10 protein-coding genes are annotated in these 26,262 nt (G+C 42.5%); 2 read left to right on the forward strand and 8 right to left on the reverse strand.

Annotated elements, in window-relative coordinates; genetic code table 11:
- On the forward strand, positions 1–2,530 hold a 2,530-nt coding region (locus I3248_RS10140; RefSeq protein WP_238063578.1), incomplete at its 5' end, for a hypothetical protein.
- Positions 2,517–5,873 (forward strand): tyrosine-type recombinase/integrase, encoded by a 3,357-nt coding sequence (locus I3248_RS10145; protein ID WP_238063579.1) that lies wholly within the window; start codon positions 2,517–2,519, stop codon positions 5,871–5,873. The genes I3248_RS10140 and I3248_RS10145, both read left to right, overlap by 14 nt.
- Before the next feature lie 395 nt (positions 5,874–6,268).
- Here I3248_RS10145 and I3248_RS10150 read toward each other — a convergent pair whose 3' ends face one another.
- From I3248_RS10150 to I3248_RS10185, 8 genes are all read right to left on the reverse strand, one after another.
- Positions 6,269–6,763, reverse strand: coding sequence for a hypothetical protein (locus tag I3248_RS10150; RefSeq protein WP_238063580.1), 495 nt, complete (start codon positions 6,761–6,763; stop codon positions 6,269–6,271).
- Positions 6,764–6,775: 12 nt separating this feature from the next.
- Positions 6,776–8,533: a hemagglutinin repeat-containing protein gene (locus I3248_RS10155; RefSeq protein WP_346268428.1), complete on the reverse strand. Its 1,758-nt coding sequence runs from the start codon at positions 8,531–8,533 to the stop codon at positions 6,776–6,778.
- Between the two features lie 268 nt (positions 8,534–8,801).
- A complete protein-coding gene (locus I3248_RS10160) occupies positions 8,802–9,296 on the reverse strand; it encodes a hypothetical protein (protein ID WP_238063581.1) in 495 nt (164 codons plus the stop codon).
- Between the two features lie 97 nt (positions 9,297–9,393).
- The gene (locus I3248_RS10165) at positions 9,394–9,885 is read right to left on the reverse strand and encodes a hypothetical protein (protein ID WP_238063582.1); all 492 of its coding nucleotides are present in this window, start codon (positions 9,883–9,885) and stop codon (positions 9,394–9,396) included.
- A gap of 12 nt (positions 9,886–9,897) precedes the next feature.
- Positions 9,898–11,829, reverse strand: coding sequence for a hypothetical protein (locus tag I3248_RS10170; protein WP_238063584.1), 1,932 nt, complete (start codon positions 11,827–11,829; stop codon positions 9,898–9,900).
- 366 nt (positions 11,830–12,195) lie between these two features.
- A complete protein-coding gene (locus tag I3248_RS10175; RefSeq protein WP_238063585.1) occupies positions 12,196–12,897 on the reverse strand; it encodes a hypothetical protein in 702 nt (233 codons plus the stop codon).
- Complete coding sequence (locus I3248_RS10180) at positions 12,897–24,143, reverse strand: hemagglutinin repeat-containing protein (protein ID WP_238063586.1); 11,247 nt, start codon at positions 24,141–24,143, stop codon at positions 12,897–12,899. The genes I3248_RS10175 and I3248_RS10180 overlap by 1 nt, the downstream gene beginning before the upstream one ends.
- A gap of 75 nt (positions 24,144–24,218) precedes the next feature.
- Complete coding sequence (locus I3248_RS10185; protein ID WP_238063587.1) at positions 24,219–26,009, reverse strand: ShlB/FhaC/HecB family hemolysin secretion/activation protein; 1,791 nt, start codon at positions 26,007–26,009, stop codon at positions 24,219–24,221.
- Positions 26,010–26,262 lie beyond the last annotated feature (253 nt).

Consider the following 26,262-nt stretch of genomic DNA (forward strand, 5'->3'; position numbering starts at 1 on the left):
TGCTGAGAATGCTGAGAATGCTGAGAATGCTGAGAATGCTGAGAATGCTGAGAATGCTGAGAATAATCATGAAGAGCGTGGGCTTAATCTGAAAGCATTAACAGAAATTATTAAAAAAATTGATAATGACCAAAATTTTATATATCCAGAAGCAGTATCGACTGCCATATCTGAGATCACTTTAGCAGTACACAATAGCTATAGCCAACCAGATGATAATCCCCAAAATCTACTAAGATTAATATTAAAGGTATTACAAAGAAGGCCAGTTCCTCGGCTTTCTATGATTATTAGTAGATCAGAATTAGCAAAACAACCACTCATCCTGCAATTGCTCATTCTCATGCAGCATTCTATCAATGAACATCAGCATGACTACCTACAAAAACGGTTAATTTGGCTAGCCATAGCAATGCACACAAGCGTACTGCTGACGCAGCACTGGCCAAAACAGCAAACCAAAAATATACTGATGCAATTCAAACAGGCTCAGTTTTCAGGATCTTCCAGACGAACATGGATTTGGCGTGAACTACCCGATCTACCTCAAATGACCATGAATGTGGAAAGCATATACACCATTTTCACTGTTCTATTAGAGCAGCAAAAAAGTGCATATGAATTGTTAAATGATAAGCAAGCTACTCATGCCGAAGAAAAGAAAGTGGCAAAAGATAAACTGAGCCAAATAGAAAAAATAACGACCGCCTATAAAAATGCGCATACGTCACGCAAGCCTAGACCCAAGTATAAGAAGCCGCCTAAACATATTAAAATTATAGCTATCAACTTAGCAGATAACACATCGAAATTACCCTTAGACTCTACTGCAACGAGTCACAACTGGAATACTACGCCTAGTAATGATGCATGGGGTAACACACATGATGATATAGAACACAGCGATATCGCCATAGATCTTGCATTTTTAGATGCTAATACTGAAAGCCATGAAGGGTTAACCACCAGCTTTGAAGAGCGTATTGACCACTATGAGGCACCCTATGTCAGCTATGGCGAATATCCAAACCCGTTAATCAAACACTCTGTACCGCTCCAAACTATAGATTTATCGCTACAGCAAAACTACATGTCTCAGCGCAATCTCGCGCTTAACTCTAACACGCGCTTACTCTCCCTTGCCGGCTACCAAGCGTTATTTGCTGCACTCAACCAAGACGCCAGCACCTTGCTAGAATCAGAGACTGATAAAACCTGTGCGGGTATTTTACTGTTATCGATGCTTACTGGCCTTCCAGTTAAGTCCTTACTAATACCCGGCTATATCGGTCATCCTAGGATTTTCAACCTTAAAGGTAAAAAGTATTACATTGAACACAGCTTAGGTATTACCGAAAGGTCCACAAGCCAAACACTGCTCGAAAATGATTATGAAAATACTTCTGATACCATCAAAGTTCCACTGCCGGTGTGGCTGATAGATGATTTACTTGCTTGCGAGTTACCATCAAAAGAATATTTTACGGCTTATCTTGCCGCCTTACGTAGCAGCCTTGGATTGCCGTACCTGTCCGTCAATCGTATAGAGACTGCACTACATGTCGTGCTCTCTCGTTATACACCTGATTGTCATGCACATATCGCCGATATCATCTGTCGCACGCCTGCGTCCCATGCTCCTGCGATGTACTATAGTAGCCACACCAGCGAAGCACTTATGGCTCACTATAAATCAGCACTGGGTATATTTAATAGCAACAGTGATTTTGACCTAACTTATATCATCGCTTGGCGCAAATATACAGTAGGGTCAGGGTTTTCGCTAAAGATTGAAACAGTTTGCGACATCGTAAATGAGATGAAGTACTGGACTGATCAAAGTTCAAACGATGAGGAGCACTTTAATAGAACCAGTATTTTTGTATGGTTTGTCTTTTGCCTTTTAACCGGCGTGCGACCAAACAACGGTCTTGGCAAGATGTACGATATCGATCTTGATATGGGTTGGCTGCTCATCAATGACAAGCCAGTTAAGAAGGTCAAAAGTGACCGTCTCATTCCGCTATGCCCCACACTTATACGCCATCTAACAGACTATAGAGCATATTTAGTCAACTATCAGGCAAAGCACCAAGGTCATCATGATATCAGCGCTATCATTGATAATATACGTTTAGGTAATGATGAAGCACTATTAAAGCTGTTGTCTGAGCGAGCTCCTACTGCTAACTCTCCTACTCTTAAAGATATTAAGCGTGGCGATGCTTATCATATGACCAAGCATATCATTGACGCCAATCCCTATTGGACACGCCACTTTGTTCGTACGCAGCTTGAAAAACTTGGCGTTTCCTTATCACTGATTAACACGGTTATTGGTCATGAAAAAGCTCGTCAAGAAGTATTGGGGCGCTTCTCATCAAGTAGTAAAGCAGATATTAAGCGTGTAGCGTCCGTGTTTGAACAGATCGCAGCACAGCTTGGGTTATCAGATATCACAATCAATCATTACCCTAATTCAAATCATGTCGGCACAAGCACTGCAGAGGTTGATCATGCTAATAAATGAAATAAAGCTGCCAAAAATTATTGATGACTTAGCAAAGTTTGATGGTAGAAAAAAGCGCTACGTGCCTTACCCATCTATACTCAAAAACAGTGACACGGCAAGGACACGTGAGATAAAGCTACTCGCCGACTTACAAACCGAATGGGAGTCATTGAAAAGGATTCATCCTGGAAGTATCGGATTCATACAGTCTTTCAATAAATACTACCAACAAGCGCTTTGGCCCAATGAGCGCATCTTTTCATTTTCGCCAAGCTCTAGCGACTATTTTGATTTATCATGGCTATCTTGGAGTCAATCTTTAAGCCAGTTTCAGATAGAGCTTTATAGACAATTGGAACCATTGTCTCAAGAAGGATTTGATGAGTTTCAGTCAATCATTGAAAACAAAATTGCAAAAGCTTACGAGTCATCTAGAACACTCAAACATGTCTGGCAAGTCGTCGTTAAGTTCGTTGACTATCAAAATAAGTACCATATGCTTGCTGAGCATCACTATCCTAAGATAATCGCGCCACAGCCTACTAAAATTAATCCACTAATTACAAATACAGCTTGGTTAAAAGACGGTAAGGCGCTGGTCAAAATTATTCGCGCAGTAGAGCATAATTGGGAGCAAACAGTCGATTATAGCCAAGATCAGATTATAGGTTGGCTGATATTCTCAGGAATTGTATATGGTGGCATCAACGAGGTACAAATGCTTCAAGGATGGCTTACCTCATTGCTCGCCAAAGAGTATCAGCCATTTATCAAAGACAGGATAATGGTCTCGCCGCGCTTTGTGCAGAAGCGCTTTGGTAACGAGCGAGAAGAAGAAAGTGACCAGCTTTATAACACCAAGCAAATCGTTGTAGATGTGGTCAGTCAGTGTTGGCTGATGCGTTATCATAAAAAAAGCAGTCAAGCAGAGATCAAACCTATCATTGCCAAGCTGTCAGAAGATAAGATAAAACAATACTTGACTGTGGCTTTGTCTGACGTGATCAATCCTTTAGGTATTAAGCCACTTCCCTTTTCAAGGTTTTTATATTACGCCAGTTATTACTGGGAGGAGCTGAAGGGCACTAATATTGATCATGCTTCAGTTGGGGTGCTGCGAGGTATGCATAATACTGCTGGACTGAGTACACAGGACTTTGGTCGGTTTTTGAACCAAAAATATCAGTATAAAGAGGAGCCGTATGATCTAGAACATATTTTGACGCTGTCTATCAGCAAAAACTCTGTTAATCAAAACGAGACATCTAGTAGTAGTTCTACCAAAAAGATAGAGGTTAGAAAGTCTGATTTAATTATGAATCTGACTAAAGACTTCAAAATGGATAAAAAACAGAAGAAGAAAAAACTCGGCCAAACGACGTACACTCTTATCGAAAGAGTACAAAAACGCTATGGGCAATACGATGACTTAAGTGAAAAAATTTTATTAGATTGGGTACTAAGTTTACTCAATCGAAAGGAGTCAAAATCACTTAGTAATGAGTCTATTTTGAAATATATTAGAACCATAGGCTATGAATGGTTATATTTCACAACGGCTCAGCCGCTTGATATTTGGTCAGAGGAAGAGTTTGAGGAACTTTATGAAGATATTTTAGAGTACAAAGCTGTCGTACGGAACAATACTGACATTGGATACTCTGCCAATTTATTAAAGAGTATGCACAACTTTGCTAAGAGCAAATACAATCTACCCTCCGTGAACTTTCAACACTCCAAAAACGGTCGGCGTGTACGTGCAGAGCTGATATCACCGCAAGCGTACAAAGCCATAATTACGCAGATACTGGGTTCTGTAGATATATTGGAGCGGGAGATGTTCGCGCTTTTATTTATCTTAGTCTATCGTACTGGCATGCGCAAAAAAGAGCTGTTGGGACTTAAGTATAGTGATATCGAAGGTTTAAAGGCAGCTACACCCTCAGTGGTAATCAGGCCCAATAGCTACCGTCCCACCAAGACTCAAAGTAGTATCCGCCGCATTGCCTTATTTGCCCTTCTCAAGCCTGATGAGCTGAACTTTTTTATTAACTTTGTGCAAAGTAATATTGGCAGCCATTCAAACAAATTTATCTTTACCTTATCATCGGATCAGCGTCCTATTGATGACCATGTTCCTTTACAGTTACTCAAACGAGTCTTAAAAGACATGTCGGTAGATCATAATGTGGCAGAGCATACCTTTCATGGGTTTAGACACACGGCTGTGAGCAATCTATCTTTAGCGCTATTAGGTCATCCAGATCTCGTAGAAGCCCTCACCGATTATGACGAAAACGACATACTGCGTATAAAAAAAGGCCTACTCGGGGAGCATATCGATGCACAAGATCGCTGGTACGCTCTATCAGGTGTTATGGGGCACTTGTCGCCTGAGCGTAGCTTTGAGTATTACAACCATTTTGCTACTTTGATGGCGACCTATGCGTTAAGTATTGCTGACATCAAACTACCCGAGCAAACGCTGTGTAACATTACCGAATTTCCTCTTAGAAGGATTAAGGATAATGCTGACATTACTGCTAATGGCATGGTCAGCATACCTAGCATGCGTAAACTTTTGTTTAAAAGTATTATAGAAGGCAAACGCAAGTCACCTCAATTTACGATCGAAAACTGTGATAAACAGTTTCTCTTGAGTACCAATACCCCAACCACTGATGAATTGTTTGGTCGTTATGGTCTAAACCGAGTACAGCTGCTACTACAGACCTATGATAAAGAGGTACTGTTGAGTAAAGCAGCCCAGTTGGCAAATATTTCTATGCACGATGCAAAGGTTCTAATAGAACGTGCGAGCGAGGTTGCCAACATCACTACTAAACATGGTAAACCTCGCTTTGTTAAGCTATCAGATCCAAATACCCCTGTACTAAGTCCACTGAACATTCAATACCAAAGTGATTTAAGACTGCTATCGCTTTTGTTAAATGGTGCCTATCGCTTACGAGAAAAGTCAGGGACTGACTGGACTTGGTTTATTGAGATATGTCGTGAAAAACTGTCTGTTAGCAGAGCATACCTACCATTTAGAAAAGAAGATAAAAAAGAGTTGCAGCGCTTCATTGATATTGCTAAGAAACTGCTGCCTCTGAAACGTTGGCTGGTAAGTAGCAACGAAGATCTATTGATGGAAACTATGTCATCTACTGACTATCAAGACATTAAGCAGCAATCTAATGAGTCGAAAAATGCTTTCCATATCGGTATTGCTAGTCAAGACCATAGAGAGCAAACGAACAAGTGGCAATACTCACCGCTACTACGGTTTTTTGTGCATATGATGCTGATTACAGATGAGAAACTATCTATTGGAATTTTTGACCAGACAGATGGATAAGATTTAATGGCAGATTTGATAAAGGGGCTTGATACTAAGTGAGACACTTAACAAGACGACTGAAGCAATTCAAAGTATTAACATTCACTAGAAAAGTTCAAATAGTCATTCTGCTATTAGCTTGGATATCGCTAGTAGTTTGGGTGTAAATACCCCATTCTTAACACAACATCATCGTAGAATAATTAAGCCACCTGCCTGTACTCAGCAGGTGTCATATCATTAAGTGAATCATGGGTATTTACACTTGCCTTTCGCAGCCCTAGCGCCATCACGATTGGGATTTGTACTATTTGTATCTCCTGCTGGTCTATTTTAGCAGTTATTCTCTATTTTTAAGTGTTATTATTTTTCGAGGGGATTACCTATTAAAAAAATAAGCCTTTATTTAATGATTACTCAACCAAGTGATACAAATCATCCCTTAGAGTTTCTTCAAAATTCCAGCATGGTGAGACTTTGTCGTAATCTATTATGGCAGAGATATACCTTCCATCTTCTGTAACTTCCAACCCATATTTGTCTTTGCAGAAAAAGTATAATCCATCCTCTTGGAATTCCTTTCTATACTGAATCCAACCGTCTGCTCTAATTTTACTTATATCATCATCAGTTATACTATTGCTATCTTCAAATGTCATTCCATAGCTTAATCTATTACTACCTCTGTTTGCTTGACCTTCAGATATCAATGCGTCTACAAATACTTTCTTCAAAGGCGGTGCAAGCTGTTCTCTAGCAACAATCTCACTTTTTTTAACATCTTCTAAATAATTCTCTGGCGTTTCTAATTTCTCTTTAAGCATCATAGCCATGATAAAAACAAATACTCCAGAGAAAAATATATTAAATGTTCGCTGACTAAAAAAACCTTTGTTATCTCTTTTCATATCTGTCTCTCACTATCGGTATGGCTTTATTTTTCTGACTTGTTCTTTTATTTCGTCTATATTTTTAATCATATTGTAGTTAGTCTCTTTCATAACCCCACCACTTATGCTACCTCCCGTAGTACCGCCTTTGCCTAGGGTTTGTCCAAGTCCTAGCATTAGTACTTTTCTAGAAGGAATTCCTGCTGAACGGTCTGCTCTAGTAGTGACTACTGCACCACATGCACCCAAATAACAGCTAGTACCTGTGAATGATGAGCCTCGAAGCGTATTCGCCGTCAAGTCAGTTCTACTTTCCTCTTGATTACTTGGCTCATCTAAAATAAAACCATAGACTACACTACCATCAACAGAAAAGGTCTGTATATTGCTCTTATCTATATTAATGCCGATATCGTAGTTGCCTGATGAATAGCCTTGCCCGTTGTGCAAGCTGACAGCAGAGCTGCCTGAGCCCCCTTGAGTTGCACCAGCAACGCCTCCACTCGTCATTACGAAATCTGGCTCAAAGCCAAATACATGCGGGTACAAGACTGCAGAAGTAATCAATCCTTCTAGTACTGCTTTCTTCAGTCTTGATTCAAAATCAGCACCTACGCCATTGTCATACATGACTTTATCAATAGCAGCACCCTTGGCGTTATTGCCAACTCTAATGGTTACATCATCATTATATTTCTCATTATATTTTGAACTATTTGCCCATCGTAAGGCATCTTCTATTTCTTGCAGAGTATAAGATTTACCATCTGCTCTTTTCCACCCTTGTTTTTTAGCTTTTTCATATAACACTTTAGCCAGTTGTTGTTCTTGCGGATGCAACTGACGATTATCCGCATCGACATTAGTAGCGGTTACCGTACTCGACGTATCCAGTCCAGCGGCAGCACCTGTGGTTAAAGCACCCTCGACACTACCTGTACCTAATGCACTAAGCGCCGTATGAGCAGCGACACGATAGATTCCGCCTTCATCCCATTTAGCAATAGCTGCATTTTTCTCTGCATTGCTGAGAGTCGTGTCAGCTATAATCGCTTTGATACGATTATTGGCGAAGATGCCTGACTGCTGACCCACCGCTTTATAATCGGCATTGATGTCAGTCTTACCGCCATTGACGGATAGACTTGATCCTGCACCCTTTAGATCGACATCAAGGGTAAAGCCCATATTCTTCTGATTGCTGTCATAGACGGCAGTATCTTGTAGCGATTCGATGTTGACATCACCACCGATCACTCCTTGTGCTCTATTCGTATTAATGACACCGCCTTTGATGGTGACGTCATTGCCGATGTCTAGGGTGGTGGTGCCACCCACGTTGAGTTGGCTGTTGGCATAAGTGGTAGTGTCGCTATTAGCGTAACCTTTGCCACGGCTAGCACTAGCGGTGATGCCAGCACTTGCACCTTGGCCACTGCCTGTAGAGGCATAACCGCCAATAGCCGCACTTGAGCTTGAGTTAGTGCTACGGGTAGTACTGTTTTGCGCAACACCATTGACGTTGAAGTCGTTGTCGGCTTGGAAGAGGGCATCATTACTGACGTTTAGGTTGCTGCCGTTGATGTTGATATTACTATCAGTACCGCCGCCTATGGCGATAAGGGCAAGATTATTGGTGGTAATGTTAGAGGCTTGATTGGTCTCAGTATAGCTTGCGCTGTTCGATTGAGATTTTTGACTTCCAATGGTGGCTTGAATGCGGGTGTTGCCTAGACTCGATAGGCTTTGTGCATTAAAGAAGTTAACTATAAAAAATGGCCTATAGATTTGGTTTCTTTAATGGTCGTGAAATTTGCGGGGCACAGGTTATTGTTCTTTAATAGTTAGCTTTGTGCCTCGTCCCTCGGCAGAGGTAAGTATGGCTTTATATTTGGACAGTACTATGCTATTTTTTATTTTAAGGTGTTGGGAGTTGCAGGCTCCACCCAACCTACGCGCTGTCTCTATTTTTATATGTAGCCAAATATCAAAAAATTTGAGATTATAGAAAATAGTTTATTTTTTCGAATGTTATAAGTTCAATTTAAACCAAACACTATTCAACCAAGTGATACAAATCATCCCTTAGAGTTTCTTCAAAATTCCAACATGGGGATGATTTACTATATCTTATTATTGTAGAAATATAGCTTTCATCTTCTGTAACTTTCAACTCGTATTTATCTTTACAGAAAAAGTATGATCCCTCCTTTTGAGATTCACTTGCATATTGTATCCAATCATCATCCCTAATTTTATTTATATCATTGTCGGTTACACTATTATTATTTTTAAATGTCATTCCGTAACGTAGCGAGCTACTACCTCTGCTTGTTCGACCTTCGGATATCAATGCGTCTATAAATAATTTTTTTAAAGGTGGTGCAAGTTTTTCTCGAGCAATAGCTTCGCTTTTTTTAACATCTTTGAGATAATTCTCTGGTGTTTCTAGTTTCTCTTTAAACATCATAGCCATAATAAAAACAAATACTCCTGAGAAAAATATATTAAATGTGCGTTGACTAAAAAAACCTTTATTGTCTTCTTTCATATTTATCTCTAATTTTCTACGTAATTCAGTATCAAAAAAATACGAATATAAAGAAGAGTCATTTCTTAAATATCACAAGTTTTGTAAAAATCACAGGCTACTCAACCAACTGATAAAAATCATCCTTTAAAGTTTCCTCAAAATTCCAACATGGGGATGATTTACTAAATTCTATAGTTACAAAAGTAGAGCCTCTATTCTCCCCAAGTTCTAGTCTATATTTATCTTTACAAAATAAATATTGTCCTTTATCTTGATAGTCTTCTCTATACTGCATCCAACCATTTTCTTCTATTTTTCCAACAATACCACTCAAATCTTCATTATTATCAAAGCGGAGCGCATATCTTAAGCTGTTATTATCCCTGTTTATTTTTCCTTCAAATAATGATGAACTTTTAAAAAGTTTTTTTAAGGGTGGTACTAATTTTTCTTCAACATAGATTTTGCTATTTTTAACATCTTCAAGATAATTATCAGGCGTTTCTAACTTTTCTTTAAACAACATAGCCATGATAAAAACAAACACTCCAGAGAAAAATATGTTAAATGTGCGCTGACTAAAAAACCCTTTATCATCTTCTTTCATATCTGCTTCCTATTAGCGGTAGGGCTTTATTTTTGATACTTGTTCTTTTATTTCATTGATATTTTTAACCGAATTATAGTTGGTCTCTTTCATGACGCCACCACTTATACTACCTCCAGTGGTACCGCCTTTGCCTAAGGTTTGCCCAAGTCCTAACATCAATACCCTTCTTGAAGGAACGCCCTCAGCAGGATTTGCTCTAGTGGTTACTATCGCGCCACATGCACCCATGTAACAGCTAGTTCCTGTGAACGATGAACCTGCTAGTGTGTTCGCCGTTAAGACTGTTCTATTTCCCTCTCCTACTGTTGGGTCATCTAAAACAAAGCCATAGACTACACTGCCATCAACAGAAAAGCTCCTTACCTTACTCTTATCTATATTAATACCGATATCATAGTTTCCTGACGAATAGCCTTGCCCATTATGCAAGCTGACAGCAGAGCTACCTGAGACCCCTTGAGTTGCACCAGCAACGCCTCCACTTGTCATCACAAAATCTGGCTCAAAGCCAAATACATGTGGGTACAAGACTGCAGAGGTCATCAACCCTTCTAATACTGCTTTCTTCGATTCCGTAGAGAGCTGTTGTCCTTTGTAAGACATACTTCCTAATTGATCATCAAGAGCGTTAGACAGTTTTTGTGGTGTGGTCTGTGACAGCGTATGTTTAGTGGCATCAGAAAAACTTTTATAAACCCATTTCCCGCCTTCAAATACCATTCCAGTTGTATCATTCACCATCTTATCTGATTCTGCTTGAATACTATTACCACCTCGTAAATCGGCACCATTCTTAACGGATTGATTACGTGAGTCTGACTCCTTCTGAGTAACTTTTTGTGCTTGGTTGCCACTAGGCTTAGGCTTACCTGGAGTAGGTCCTGGAGTTTTTGCGTTATAGGGTTGATTTATGCCTTTATCCCAAGTATATCCGTAACTAGGGGCTTCACCTTTGATAAAATTAATTAGATTATTATCAGGCTTTTTAATGTTATTGAGATTTTGACTCATTATAAGTGAGCCATCTTTTTGAGGATAACTATTCCATAATCGTGCCTCATAATCATTGCCTGAAGCGTTGTCATATAACTTATTATTTGTAGATTTTTGAGTATCCTTAGAAGTAATAATCGCACTTCTATTGCTATTATAATCTTCATTGTATTTAGTAGTGTTCGCCCAACGCAGAGCGTCTTCTATCTCTTGTAGAGTATAAGGCTTACCATCAGCACGCTTCCATCCTTTCTCTTTTGCTTTTTTAAATAATATGTAAGCTAAGTCCTGTTCTTGCGGATGCAACTGTCTATTATTCGCATCCACATTAGTAGCCGTCACCGTACTTGCCGTATCCAGTCCAGCTGCAGTACCTGCACCTACTAACGCAAGACTCATCACACCACTGGCAGCACCTTTAGCAATATCTTCACTTAAGCCTGTATCAACGAGTGCTTTCGCTACTTTAGCTTGTACCTCATTGAGCGTCGGTGCGGCGGCAGCAACACCACCTGTAGCCAATGCCCCCTCAACACTACCTGTACCTAAAGCACCTAGGGCTGTATGCATGGCAACTCTGTAAACGCCTCCTTCATCCCATCTCTGTAGTGCGTCTTGTTTCTCTTGAGCGCTTAGAGTATTGTCAGCTTTGATCGCATCCATACGAGTCTTGGCAAAGTCCCCAACGGCCTTCGGCGCTTCCTTGCCAAACTCTTGCGTAATCTGCGTCTGTGCCCCAAGCTCCTCATTGACTCTTGTAGCATCAAACCCATTCTCAAGCGCACCCGCATACTCTGCTTGGTTGTCGGTAGTGATACCGCTGTTACCTGCAATACCTGTGATCCCTGCACGGGTAGTACTACTATCGCTATCTTCATCGGTGCCATAGCCTAAACCATTCATGGTGGCTTGTGGTTTACCTGTCGTGTTACCTAGACTAACACCCACTTGTATAGCATCACCCTCATAACTGGTCGTGTTCTCAATATCTTGAGTGGTGATACCGCCAAGGCTAGTATAGTTATTGCGTCCGGCGGCTACCGCTGCATCAGTGGTGGTAATCGCACCAATGTTGCTTACAATGTGAGTGCGATCGGTTCAATAGACAACAAAAACCAAAATATAAAAAGCTTGGCCTTTATATTTTGGTTCTTTAATGGTCGTGAAATATGCGGGGCATGGGTTATTATTCTTTAAGGGTTAGCTTTGTGCCTCGTCCCTCGGCAGGGGCAGATATAATTTTGTATTTGGGCTGTGCTTCGCTATTTAATACTTTAAAATGTTGGGAGTCGCAATCTTCGCTCAATCTACATACTAGACATCGCAATTAAATTTTCTCGTATGGTCTATAATGTAGTGCCTATAATCTCTACGCTTGGATCCTAAACTATTTGATTGTTCTCTAAGAATGGTTTGATAATTTTCATTGTAGTCACTTAATAGATAGGCCGCTGATGAGTCAATAATGAATCGGTTGTTAGGTTTGTCAAAACGTGCTAAATAAGTATAAGTAGTATTAATACCTGATGATCCTTTTTCGGCAACATCATTATCTATGTTATAAACCATACAATTCGTTAATGACTCTTCTACAGGCATTTCAAGCAGATAATAGATAGTATTATTATACTCAACAGCGTTAGTTGCTAAATTAAATTCTGGAATTTTATCTGTCTTTTTTAACCCTTCTTTAGTCAGCACATACATATTTTTATGGGGATATATCTTCTCGTTGGTACTAGCATTCAACATATAATATTCATAACTCAGCAAATCTCGAGGGGCACTTTCGATTATGGAATAATACTCTTGATAGACAGTATGAGTAATAAGATAGTATTTATCTCCCTCTATATTTATAGCCCAACCCTCCTCATTGCCACTTATGTCCTCAACCTTTTCTTTATGAATTTTTAAAAAATAGTTACTACTGGTTTCACATTTAGGTAGCAAAGCGACTAAAAATATTAGTACGACTATTATAGCCAAACCTTTGATAATCCTTGTCTTTATCATTACTTAAAAGCTCCATCTTCTTTAGGTTTTTGGATTTGCTTTATACCGTAATTCTTTTTGGCATAGCTTTCCAAATACTTAATTTGAGTAGCTTTGTCAGAAGTACCAGCTATATTATTTAGTAATTTTTTATAATCAGCACTCTGTGTTCCTCGCGTACCCTCATTAGACCAATTAGCCGCATAGCGTATATTTTCTGCATAAGTTTTGAAGTTTGCAGTCGTGTTTTTATAGTTTGGATTGTCTTGCTTAGCTCCAGGGTATAAATGTCCAACACCTTCAGGAAATCCGACACCATGATTGTCATGACCGTATAAATCGCCACTAATATGTAGTAAATTTTCATCCTCTCTAGTTAGATTGTAGGGTTTATTCTTAGCTTGAGCTTTAGCAATTTTTGAAAAAAGCGCTACTGTTTTAGCTCTAGCAGCATTTCTTTGTTTTTCTAACTCATCTATTCTTTCTTGCTGTTCATATAAAGGGATGCCAGCATCAACACCTAAAGCATGGATAGTTGGTTGATTTCGTTCTTTGCGTTTGTCTCCTCGAAAAACATCGAACGGAGCAACAAATAAACTTTGTGCTAAACTCTTATAGCCCATTGCATTTCTACTATCAGTATCAGGTGCCCATGCAGCAGTAGCAATTTTTTGCGCGTTCGCATTGCTAAATCCTCCTTCTAACGCTGCTATATACGTCATATAATAATGACCAACTTCATCCCAATTATCTTCAACCGCTACTACAGAAGTCTCTGCTGCATTAGCCGTATCATTAGCACTGCCTGTCGTTGCACCGATAGTTCCACCAACAATACCAGCAATAGCACTGATCGTATCTTTCTCTTCAGCAGTCAGTTTAGTAGGGTCACTACTACCATAGAGAAATTTAGATAAAAGTGGCGCAGTCGCTTCTCCTGTCCCAGCAGATATTCCACCTGTCAGTGCATCATTACCAGTGGCGTAGCTCACTGCTGCACCTAATACGGTATGTGCTAAAATATGACCTGTACTACCTCGTTCTCCCCGATTACCTTCATCTATATCGTTTAAAAACTCATTGGTTTTATAATACTCTCCAATTTGGCTTGCTACATAAGGACTGGCAGCTTTGACAGTATAACCTGCAATGCCGTTTATATTAGGAGCGTAGATAGCTCCTGTAATGCTGTCAAATAATAGTGATTTTTTTTGAACCTTATTAGCAGCTGCAAACTTCTCAGTTGCTTTTCGATTATCTCCATTTTCAAGAGCTTCTTCTGCTTCATCCCGTAACTTTTGTTCTTTAGCGTTGAGCTCAGTCTTAACCTTACGACGCTCTTGATCAAAGGCTTGGGTGATCTGTGTCTGCGCTGCAAGCCCCTCATTCACCTTCTCTGCATCAAACACATCATCAAGCTTTCCAGCAAGTATTTCCCGATTGTCTGTGGTGAAGAGGCCTTCTTTATCATTGTAGCCACTGACCCCGCCTTTGGTGATGCTGCTGTCACTATCACTGTCTGTGCCATAACCAATACCATTCATACTGGCTTGTGGTTTGTTATTGGTGCTACCAATACTGATACCTGCTTGGATGGCATCGCCGTCATAGCTCGTGGTGTTTTTAAGGTCGGTTGCGGTCACGCCTTGTTTAAATACAATATTGCTGTTGCCGTTGTCTTGGGCAGCTTTTGAGGTGACAAACACGCCACCTTTGAAGGTGCCTTTGCCTTCGGTGATAAGGTCGGCTTGGTTGGCGAAAATACCAGACTGCTCCCCAACGGCTTTGTAGTCAGAATTAAGATTGGTCTTGCCGCCATTGACGGAGAGGCTAGAACCTGTGCCTTTGGCAAGATCGAGATCTGCATTAAAGCCCATGTTCTTTTGCTTGCTGTCATAAGTAGCGGTGTCTTGTAGCGACTCTATGTTGACATCACCACCAATGGCGCCTTGGGCGCGACCTGTATTAATTACCCCGCCTTTGATGCTGACGTCATTACCGATATCAAAGGTGGTGGTGCTGCCAACGTTGATTTGGCTGTTGGCATAGGTGGTGCTATCGCTGTTGGCATAACCTTTGCCACGGCTGGCGCTGGCAGTGATGCCCATGCCGTTGCCAGTAGACGCATAGGCACCAATGGCGGCACTTGAGCTTTTATTATTACTACGGGTATTACTGTTTTGCGCGACACCATTGACGTTAAAGTCATTGTCCGCTTGGAACAGGGCATCATTGCTGATAGTTAGATTACTGTCATTGATGTTGATATTGCTATCTTTACCTGCCCCTGTGGCGATCAGAGCAAGGTTGTTGGTATCAATACTGGAGCCTTGACTCTTCTCAGTGTAGCTGCTGCTGTTCGATTGGCTCTTTGATGAGCCGATGGTGGCTTGGATGCGGGTGTTGCCCACACCTTTTAAATTGCCGCCTTGTAGCGCAGTTAGGGCGTCTGACCCTTGCTTAGCGAGTGCTTTTGTCTTAAGAACAGTGGCGACACCAGCCATGCCTTTCATGCGAGTGCTTTGGGTATTACCACCCGCGTCAATGAGGCTATCAATACTTTTTGCACTGTCAACCAGACTGTTTGATACAGAGACAGTGAGACCGCTTTGCTTAAACTTCTGCTCGCTTTGGTTGGTATAGACGTCCATGACGTTGTCAATGTTGATGTTTTGAGCACGGATGACGGTGTTACCGCGATCGGGGTCTGTTATATCTTTATTGCTGTCAGCACCCATTCCGGCAACGATATTGCTGCCCGTCTGCTGGTAGTTGCGCCCAGCATCAATGATGACGTTGCCATCAATCGCACCTACTTTACTGGCGGTATGAGTTAGCGCCGTTTTGTCATTACTGTCATCGGTTTGTTGCTTACCGATGGTGAAGCCTAGACCGCCACTTGCGCCGAACAGTCCTGATTTTTTGGTTTGGCTAAACGAGCTTTCACTAGAGGTATTCTCAGCCGCTAGAATATTAATATCACCACCAGCGGTGAGCTGGGTGCCACGATCACTGATAGCGTTGACGGCTGTGAAATTGATGTCTTGTCCCGCTTTGACGATGACTTTATCGCCTTCGATATTGCTGCTGATGGCACTATCGCTTTGCATGTCAAAGCGGTCTTGCGTGGTTTCTTTGCTTAAAAAACCTTTACTGATTGTCTTGGTAGCGGTACTGAGGTTTTGTTTATTTCTGCCTTCTGTAAAATCGACATTGCCATCGGCTAAAATACCAACCGTGCCATTATCGCTATTTATTTGGCTGGCAACCCCTGTGATATTTTTGCCTGCTTTGAGGATAAGGTCATCTGTACCGCTAAGTTGACTGCCGATATCAGCAGATTCACCTTGCTTAAAGTAGTTATTGGCATCACCAATGCTATTGGACTGGTAGCCCACGTTGACAGCATCAAGCTTAATATCGCCTTTGGTGTCAATGACACTACGACCCCCTTGATTGTCAACGCGTCCAGCAGCAAAGGTCGTATCGCCATCGACATTGGCGGTAAAGGTAGTTAATAGGTTGCCTTTATCGTCTACCTGACCTTTTAGCCCATCACCGACATAGATACTGGCAATTTGGCTAATGCCAGTACGTGTACTGTTGCTAGCTCCTTTGACAGAGCTGGTACTATAAGTAAGGCTTTGATTGTTGAGGTCGCCACCCGCGTCCAGCTGCATGGCACTGTCCGCGCCGATAGTGGCACTAAGGTTGTTTAAGTCGTTAGCTGTGCCAATCTGGACGTAATCGCCTTTGATCAGACCGCCACTTGCATTGGTCAAGTTGGTGGCATTGATGTTGACGCTTTGATGACCAACGATGCTGCCTTGGTTATTCAGATCCCCTGTCAGCTGCATATCAAGGTTATTGGCAGCGATCAGGCTACCTGTACCATCGATTTGACCAACCGCTTGACGGGTATAGACTTTGGGGACGAGTACCTTTTGACTGCTACCATCATCTAACGTAATGCTCTGCTGTACCAGCCAGACGATATCGGTGGTCAATTTGGCGACTTGGTCATCAGTGAGCGCAATCCCTGGACGTAGATTTAGCGTCTGCGCAGTGGTAATACCCGCATCCATAAGCCCTCGGTACTGCGCGTCTTGATTGCTGTAGTCTTCTAGATAGTAGCGACCTGTCAGCATCATAATCTGATCACGGATATACTGCTGCTCATAGTAGCCATCACCGAGACGCTTTTGCGTGATATTAGGGTTCAGCTGTAGTCGATCTAGCATATAGTCAGATGACAGCCAGTTTTTATAGTTGGCAAAGGCAGGATCGGTCTCAATGAGGTAATCGGCGCTGCTGTCAGGGTTGGTGCTATACAGGCTGCTATTAGGCAGGTTCACTGAGTTACTACTGCTACGAATCTCTTCGCTCGCCGTTTGCGTTATTTGATTATTGATACTATTAACAAGATCATCAATGGCAGCTTGATCAACTTTGCTTCCTTGCTTTTGAGCGTCAAGCAGCGCTTTTAACTGCTGCTTTTGCTCGTCAGTTAGGTTACTGTCGTCTGCTTTGGCAAAGGCTTCAAGCAGTTTAGCCGCGTCTGCCAATCCTGATGTACCTACTGATGTGCCACTGCTTTTATCTGTCGCTGTCAGCTTATCGTTGGTGAGGGTTTGAATGGCATCACTGATACTATTAAGTTCACGTACATCAGTATTGTTTATAGTCGCATTTTCAAGGTCAGGAACGCCTTCGATAGCAACAGCATAAATTCCAGTTGACAGAATAGGAAGATTTATTATCTCTTTGGACGGAACAAAAGGTAATTCTGCATCTTTGGTATGCGTTTTATCTGATTTGCTGCCCCACCCGCTATGCTTGCGCTCTCTTTTAATATAATACTCTTGGCTACCTTTGTTTTCATACTCAGTCGCTTTATATCCTGTTGCTTGTAGAGTATCGTTTGCTAAGCTACCCGCGTTTTGCTTTATTTTTTTGGCAATAATAATGCTTTTGTCATTAGTAAGTTTGGTATCAAACAAGTTAAGTTGGCCGCCAGAGAGGATACGTGAAGGATCGCTACTCATCACTTGGTCTTCTAGTGTGACCACATCATATTTCCATTCATAAAACTTTTTGGCTCGATCATTCTCGTTTTCAGGAGTAGTAAGATAAGTTACCCAATGTCCGTTATGTCCTCCTTTAGATATCTGAATTTTACTTTCATCATATCTAATTGTACTGCCATTTATCTGATACTCATGCTGGTTCTTTTGTCTATCAGTTTCTACTTTAGTAGGTTTTAATGAGAAATCCGCATTTACATTATTCAGCGTATCCGTGCTGATATTCATATCACCAACAGACTCAATAGACGCGCCTTTATTATTGACAGTAGTCGCCATACCAGTCGCTTGATGATTGGCATCTAAACTGCCACCAATGTGTAATTCACCATTACTGATGATCTTAGCTTGGCCACTAAAGTCTTCATTAAAGATGCCAGCACGCGCTTCGTTTGGATTGTTATTTAAGGTCGTGACGCCGATATCTAAACGCTGACGGGCGGCGATTACTGGTGCAGGTTCAGAGGAGACGTCGTAATAAGCTTCTTTCTCAATGAGGAATTGATTGTAGAAGTCTGGATAATCATTTTTATAGGCTGCAATTTGTTCATCGCTCAAGCCATAGAGGTTATTGAATTCTTTTGTAATTTCCACCAAACACCCTGGCCCGGCGACACATGTATCAACTTTTGTCTTAGTAAACACATCAGGCGTGTTATTTAAGGTTTTTGTCTCTATCGCAACATGATCACCATAGATTCGGCCGTTGCTGTAATTGTTAATGCTTGTATCTGCATCCAAGTACGTATTGACACCATTGATCAAACCACGGTTGTCGATATTCATACTGGCGATTAGCTGCGTGGTACCATTACTGCTCAGCTCAGCGCCTTTCTGGTTATCAATATTAGCAGCCGTAATCTCTAACCGCTCTTGTCCTGTTAGTTTACCGCTGTTGCTGAAGTTACCTTCGGTCGTGAGTGCTACGGCTTTTGCATTGATGACATCGTTAGTGCCATAACTGATATCATCGATCACATTAATATCAGCTCTCTCATTGGCAAGGATCTCGCCATTGGTATTGCTCATATATTTTGAGCGAATGGTAGTATTATTACCCGCTGTGATGCGACCACTATCATTATTCACAGTAAGCTGACGATTGGTAAGATTGGCATCGGTAATCGCAATATCATTGCTTTGAATATTACCTGCTTGGTTATTCACCTGATTGGCTGCTGTGAGTGTCACTTTATTATTGGCCAGTAGCTGACCGCTTTGGTTATTGATGGTATTCGCTGTAATGTCTATGTTTTTACTGGCAATAATACCTTGGGATTTATCATCCTCGTCTTGTTGGCTGTTTTGGTTATTTAGCGTACCTGTGGTGATGACAGCATTAGTGCCTGCTTGAATTAAGCTGCCAGCAGCGTTATTGTCGATGCGCCCCCGATTGGCATCGCCCACAGTCAGCTTAACAGTATCGCCTACTATTTGACCGTCTTGATTATTTAAGGCGTCGCTGTTGTTGGCGGTTAGCGTTAACGCTTCCGTCGCTTGCAATAACCCTTTTGCGTTGTTGATGATCTCTTTTGATTGAGTATCAAGCGTAAGCTGTTTGGCGGAGATGGTGCCAGATTGGTTATTGATACTGTCAGCAGCAATAGTGGCGCTACCATTGGCTAAAATCCCCGTTTGCTTATCTACTTTTTGTGCGCTATTGGTTTTGGTGTTTTGATTATTTAAAGTACCTTTGACGTTGATGCTTAGCGCTTGGTCAGCGCTGGTTTGGGCGATCAAACCGCTTTCATTATTGATATCAGTACCACTGTTCAGTAATATAGCACCTCCTGATAGTACCCCTTCTTTATTATTGATCGCGCCATCAGTTTGGACGTTAAGCTGATTGTTAGCCGCAATCACCCCTTGATTGATCACGCCTTGACGGGTAGTAATAATAGTATTACCAGCCGCACTGATTTGACCATCAATCTGGTTATCGACACTCGTGGCTCTGATAGTTAGGTTTTGCTTAATGGCAGCAATTTGGGCCGTGTTCGAGAGTGTATCAGCTTGCAACACCATGTCTTTGTCACTGGCAATGACAGCATTGGATCTGTTGTTCAAGGCTTGGCTTGCTTCAATGACGGCATCCCCTTTTGCCATGATCGTTGCGCTATCGCTATTGGTCAATTGCTCACTACGAATAACCATATCATTGCCACTTTGAATATAAGCGTTGTCTCCTTGGTTATTGATTGAATCAGCAACCAAAGACAGATCGCCACTTTGGCTAATCAATTGACCATTATTGTTGGTCAGTGTCTTGGCTTGAGCGGTAAGTGACTTTCCTTGTATCATACCCTCAGAATTGTCTAAGTCGCCAGATACCATGGTCGTTAATGCTTGGGTACTGACAATTTTACCCTTTGTATTGTTCAGCTGATTCACTGTGATGTTGGTACTTTTCTGACCACTATGAGCAATAGTGCCCTCAGTGTTGTTAAGCTCACCTTTGGTATCGATGTTCAATGAGGCAGCATTACCGCCAATAAAACCTTTTTGGTTATTGATAGGGCCGTTTGTGACTAGATTAAAGGCTTGATTACCTGTTTGGTTCACCGTACCCGCGGCATTTGACAGCTCATTAACTTGCCAATCAAACTGACCCGCTTGCAAGATACCACCATTGTTACTCAGTGTGCCCGTTGTCGTGAGCGTAGCTAGTCCTGTCGCATTCGTATTGGTTTTATCAAGACGGATACTCCCTGTCGTTGCCGCAAGCGTCAGACCCTTACTCTGATTACGACTCCCTGTTAAATCAAGCTCACTACCTTCCATCTTAATGTTACCAGTGGCAATATTAGTCCCCGCATTCACTTGATCACCGGTGCTGTTTACGGTTAAGTTTGATTCAGCCTTACTCAGTCCGCCTGTTGGCATTAATCCTGCTATCAGCTGACCTGTCGCACTTTGTACCAGACTGCCCGCATCAACGGTGGTATTGCCTTGGGCAGCAATGCTACCTGAGTTAGTAAGCTGAGCTTGGTTAGATAGATTTGTATTGCCCTGACTATATAAGCTACCACTATTTGTTAACGTATCTGCCTTAACACTAAGGTCATTCAAACTTGATATTTGACCTTTATTATTTGCAAGCGTGCTCGCACTGATATCCAGACCACCTGTATTACTGGCAATAATACCTTTGCCAGCATTCGTTAGATTAGCACGTGCTTGTAGCTGACTATTGCTTGACGTGGTCTTGTTTACAGCGTTCTTGGTGGTATTGACAGCGACGATACGTCCATCGGTGTTATCGATACTTTGTGTCGTGATATCAAAGCGCTTGGCTTGTACCACCCCTGCCGTATTGTCTATGTCTTTGGTGATTTGCCACGTTTGCGCGCCTAGGCTGAGTATTTCACCAGCGGTATTGTTCACACTGCCCGCATTGATACTCAAGCTACTATCATCGGTCGCACTTGATCCCGCGTGCGTAATTTTTCCACTGCTGTTATTAAGTAAGCTTGTATTAATCGTGAGGTTGTCTGAATTACTCGCAATCTCGCCACGTGTGTTGTCAATATTATCTGCCAGCGCAAGCGTTAAGTCTTTAGTACCCGTTTGGATAAGGCTACCATCGGTATTGTTTAAGCGTTTGGCATCAATCTCTAGCACGCCGCCTCTTAGATTACCTGCTGTGTTGTCTAATACGCCATCTGTACTGCTCAAGGACAGCGTGTCTGTCGCGGTTATCGTCGCTTTAGTGGTATTCAGACCAGTACGAGCAGTGGTTTTAACACGGTTACCTTGGGTGTTACTGCCTGTCAGATCGACATTACTACCTGTTAGGTATACCTCACCTGTGGCAATATGATTACCTTGGCTTATGATATCGCCGCTCGCTATGACACTAAGATTTGCGTTATTGTGTGCCAGTGTCCCATCAGCATTCATTCCTGCGACCAAACTACCGCTGTCTGTTTGTATCAGACTGCCAGTTGCTATAGAGGTATCACCACCACTGCCGATAATGCCGCTATTGTTAATGACGTCTATCGTGGTTATTTTCGCCCCGATTTTACTATAGAGCTGACCACTGTTATTTAGGCTATCAGAGTTTGTTGTCAGAGTGCCTTGGGCAGTGACTTGACCGCCATCATTATTGATGGCTTTACTGGTAATGGCGGCATCTTTAGCGCTGCTAATCGTCCCTTTGGTATTCGTTAGATCACCACGACTGTTGATAGTCATCGCACCTTGTGATATCAACTTACCATTACTGTTATCAAGATTGGTGCTAACTGTGCTCAGATTTGCACTGCTTTGAATCAGACCTGCGCTATTATTAATATCTCCTTTGGCATTAAGCGTAATGTCGCCACTACTGGCGAGCGTTCCTTGGGTATTATCAATGTCATTGTTTACATCAAGAGCAATACCACCACTGGTTATAATCTGACCTTTGTTGTTATCGAAATTTACCAATTGCCAATCAATTTGATCGAGTTGCAAGCGACTGTCAGTATTAGAGGCGCTACCATTATCAGCGATATCAAGGGTACTGACCGCTAAGCTAGATTTATTTTGGTTAGCCATACTATCGGCTGCAACATTGATCTTACCATTACTATAGATACTGCCCGTATTGGTGAGATTATTTACGTTGATACTACCATCACGCGTCACACTTGGTAATGGCGCAGGCGTTTCAGACGGCTGACTGTTGTCATCAGTACCAACACTACTGCCGTTGTTGGCAGTCGTCGGCGGGGTTTTAGAAGGCGGCATACTGGGCGCCGTGCTCGCGTCTGCATATAGGTCTTGACCAATAATACCGCCTTGCTTATTGAGCAGCTGAGAGCTATCAATGGCAAGTTTTCCTGAGCCAGTTTGCAGTAGTGAGCCGCTGTTATTTAATGATGCCGCTTTTATATCAAAGCTGCCTGTAGATATTTCGCCTGAGTTACTGATAGCGCCTGTTTGCTGGAGTTGTAACGTATCGCGGCTACTGAGCACACCGCTGTTATTTAAGGTACTGCTATTCAGCGTAGCGGTCTCACGAGAGCTTGCAATCGTCCCTGAATTATCAACATCAAAGCCTTTGGTGACGATGTTAACCTTACCTTGATTGGCAATCAGACTACCCGAATTGATTAGATTACCATTGTTATCGAGTTGCAGACCGCCAGCGCTTGCCACAATACTACCAGCGTTGGTGACCCCCATACCCTTCTCTGTACCAATCAGACGGATTTTGCCTGCGTACATGGCACCTAGGGCTGAGACATCCAGTGCCACACCCGTGGCTTTATTAGTAGCGTTGTTACTAGAAGTACTATCGTTAGCAGTAACAACGGTATCAACCCCCTCTTCCTCATAGCTAACTTGATTGCTGCCCGTGATCACATCTAGGTTTTTAGCATAGACCCCAGCATTAATCTCAGCAGTCTTAGCGATAATCTGCGCATAATCACTACCTAGGCTGTCCATACCATCGCCATCGATGCGAACCTTCCCACCTGTCACATCAAAGCCGGTAAGCTTGCCTTGATCCATCAGAGCTTGACCTGTCGTCAATGTGGTACGGGACGCATTGATAAATCCGCAACCAGCACAGGTAATACCAGCAGGGTTGGCGATAACCAGCTCTGCTCGGCCACCTGCAATCTCGGTGTAGCCGCTGAGACGGCTCGGATCGCTTGAGTTGACCTCGTTTAGAATAACGCGAGCCTCACCGCGTGCTAGATACGGGTTACCCTCTACCCATCCTGCGAGCTGAGTCTGTGCATTTTTACGGCTGTTATTGAGAATGGCGCCATCTTGACCGACATCGAATTTACTAAAGACGTTACGTGAGACCCCAGCTTTACTTGGCGTCTGAATATTGACTTGGGTTGTGCCATTGGATGATTTTAGTATGGTGGCTTGCTGAGCGGCAGCCGCGTTGCGATCAGCGACAATATTGGTACTATCAGCATAGGCGTTATGACTGACACTACCAACCATGGTCGCAAGCCCTAGCGCTAGCAGCATATGCGCACGCAGGGGCATAAACCTGCCGCCTTGATAGTAGCCATTGATTTGAGCAGCCGTTTGCGATCCGCCTGCAACTTGACTGACCGCACTGCCACCCTCGCTAGGGTTGCTTGTTTTACCTTGAGAGCGTGCGGCCTCTGACACCACCATGAGCATTCCGCGGGCTTTGTTAAAGATAACTCGGTAGCATTGAGCGTTCATAATGGTATCCTTTGAGATGGTAGTATCGTGCAACTATTTGGTTTTACTAAAATATGAGACTTATAAATATAAGAGCTAGTACTGCCAGCCAAGACTAAAGCCGGTCACCCAGTCTTTATCACTAAAGTTATCAGGCTGTTTGATCGGGTAGCCTGCAAATAAATCATAGCTAGTGCGTAATGGTGTCACATAGCCTTTAACGCCAACCACGCCGCCGATCAAATGATCACCGAGCAGTAAATCATCTTGAGAGTCGTTATCAAGCTTGACGTAACCGGCATCAATACCCGCATAGATGGCATGGGGTTTATCTCCTAGGTAGGCGCTAAGCTCTTGTCTAAGCAGCGCTCCATGATCGCCGCTTAAGCTGCGCTCGCCATCAAAGCCTCGCACGCTATAGCGACCACCGATGATAAAGCGCTCATTTGGTACTAAAGCTTCGGTAGCGTATTGCCCTTTAAAGATGGCATGGTAATTGAGCGCTTTATTAGCAAGCTTGATAGGCTGATTGAGATCAATATTGGTTTTGATAACACCGGCGCGCGCACTGCCTTCATTAAATAACGCCTCAGGCGGGTCGATGGCATCAAATGCACCCGTACCGCGTTGATACATCACATCGCCAATCCACTGGGTTTTACCAATGACCGTCTCGTAGCCTACCCCTGCTTGATAGCCTGCGGTACGGCGCTTTTGTACCTCAACCTCGGTGTCATCGATAAAGTTGCTTTGCTGCTTGGCAAAGCCGCCCGCTTTTAGATAAGTCTTGCTGTGATTATCACGGTGCACCAAATGGTTAACGAGCACGTCGGTGTTGTAAGACTCGCCGCTATAGACGTAGTCTTGATTGACGCCAGCGACCGTTTGATCGTAGTTGTAGCCACTGTGGGTCAAGGTTAGTTGGGTATTATTGATGGGCAACACATAACCAACGTTATAGCCCCAGCTACCATCACTCTTGTCATTACCACCATCAAGATCATGATTATAAGAGAGGTATAACAAGTCGTTGTGCCACGTTGGGTTGTCGAGTGACAGCGTCACATTGCCTTGATAGACGCCTGTGCTGTCTTGACCTGAGTCATCTACCGTTGCCGATAGACGCCAGCGCTTGCCCTGCTGCCATTTGACTTGGATATCACTATAGCCAGGTGTTGTCATACGACTGCTTGGGGCAATAGAGAAATCGGCGTCAGCGGTCGGTACACGTTTGAAGTTCTCTAGCGCCTGCTCAATATCACGGACATTGAGCAGATCGCCAGACTTCATTGGCATGGCAGGGGCAAAGTTGGCAGGGTTACCACTATTATCGATATAGATAGGACGAGTAGATTGAACGTCAGTGGCCGTGATTTGATCAATGCGACCAGGAATGAGGGTTAGGAATAGGTTGCCCGATTTGAGGTTCTGGTTTTCTACCAAGACGCGGGTGGTGACATAGCCTTTTTCAATAATGCGGTTTTGGACGTTGGTGACCAGCTGGTTGATGTCATTGGCGGACAGGCAACTGCCTAGTAAAGAACCGCTGCCTGTCGTATAAGGCATCAGGGCAAAGGTGAACTTGTCGCTCAGCTCGCCTGTTAGGTAAATATGATTGATGTCAAAACAAGCGGTTGAGGCGGGATCAGTACTCTGAGGGCTAGCTGATACAATAGGAGCTGAAGGTGCTTGTTGATAGGTGTCAGTATTTATATTGACATTGGGCTTAACCAATTGCTGCTGCTTTAACGCCTCACTACGCTGCTCTTGGTATTGTTCCGGTGTAATGGCATGAGCGCTCATAGTAACCAGAATGCTAGCCATACTAAGTGATAAAGCACTCAACGCGTGATTTTTGATGCTCGCTTTTGAAATATCTGTATACATAAGTCCACCATTTTTATAATGATGGATTATGCTACCGACTGATGTTCAATGCAAGCTGTTTTGTATCTATTAGCTCATTGTTTTGATATGATTTTTTAGAATAATCTCATATCAAGTAGATGTATTTCATATGAATACGGTTGAGTCTATCTATATCTTACTCATAGCAAGATATTTGTGGCCTCTATATTCTACGATTGAGCTATGCTGAATAAACCGTACAACTAAACTTGGTAAACTAAGCGTATTAATC

Source organism: Psychrobacter sp. Ps3 (assembly GCF_022129275.1).
Classification (GTDB): Bacteria; Pseudomonadota; Gammaproteobacteria; order Pseudomonadales; family Moraxellaceae; genus Psychrobacter; species Psychrobacter submarinus.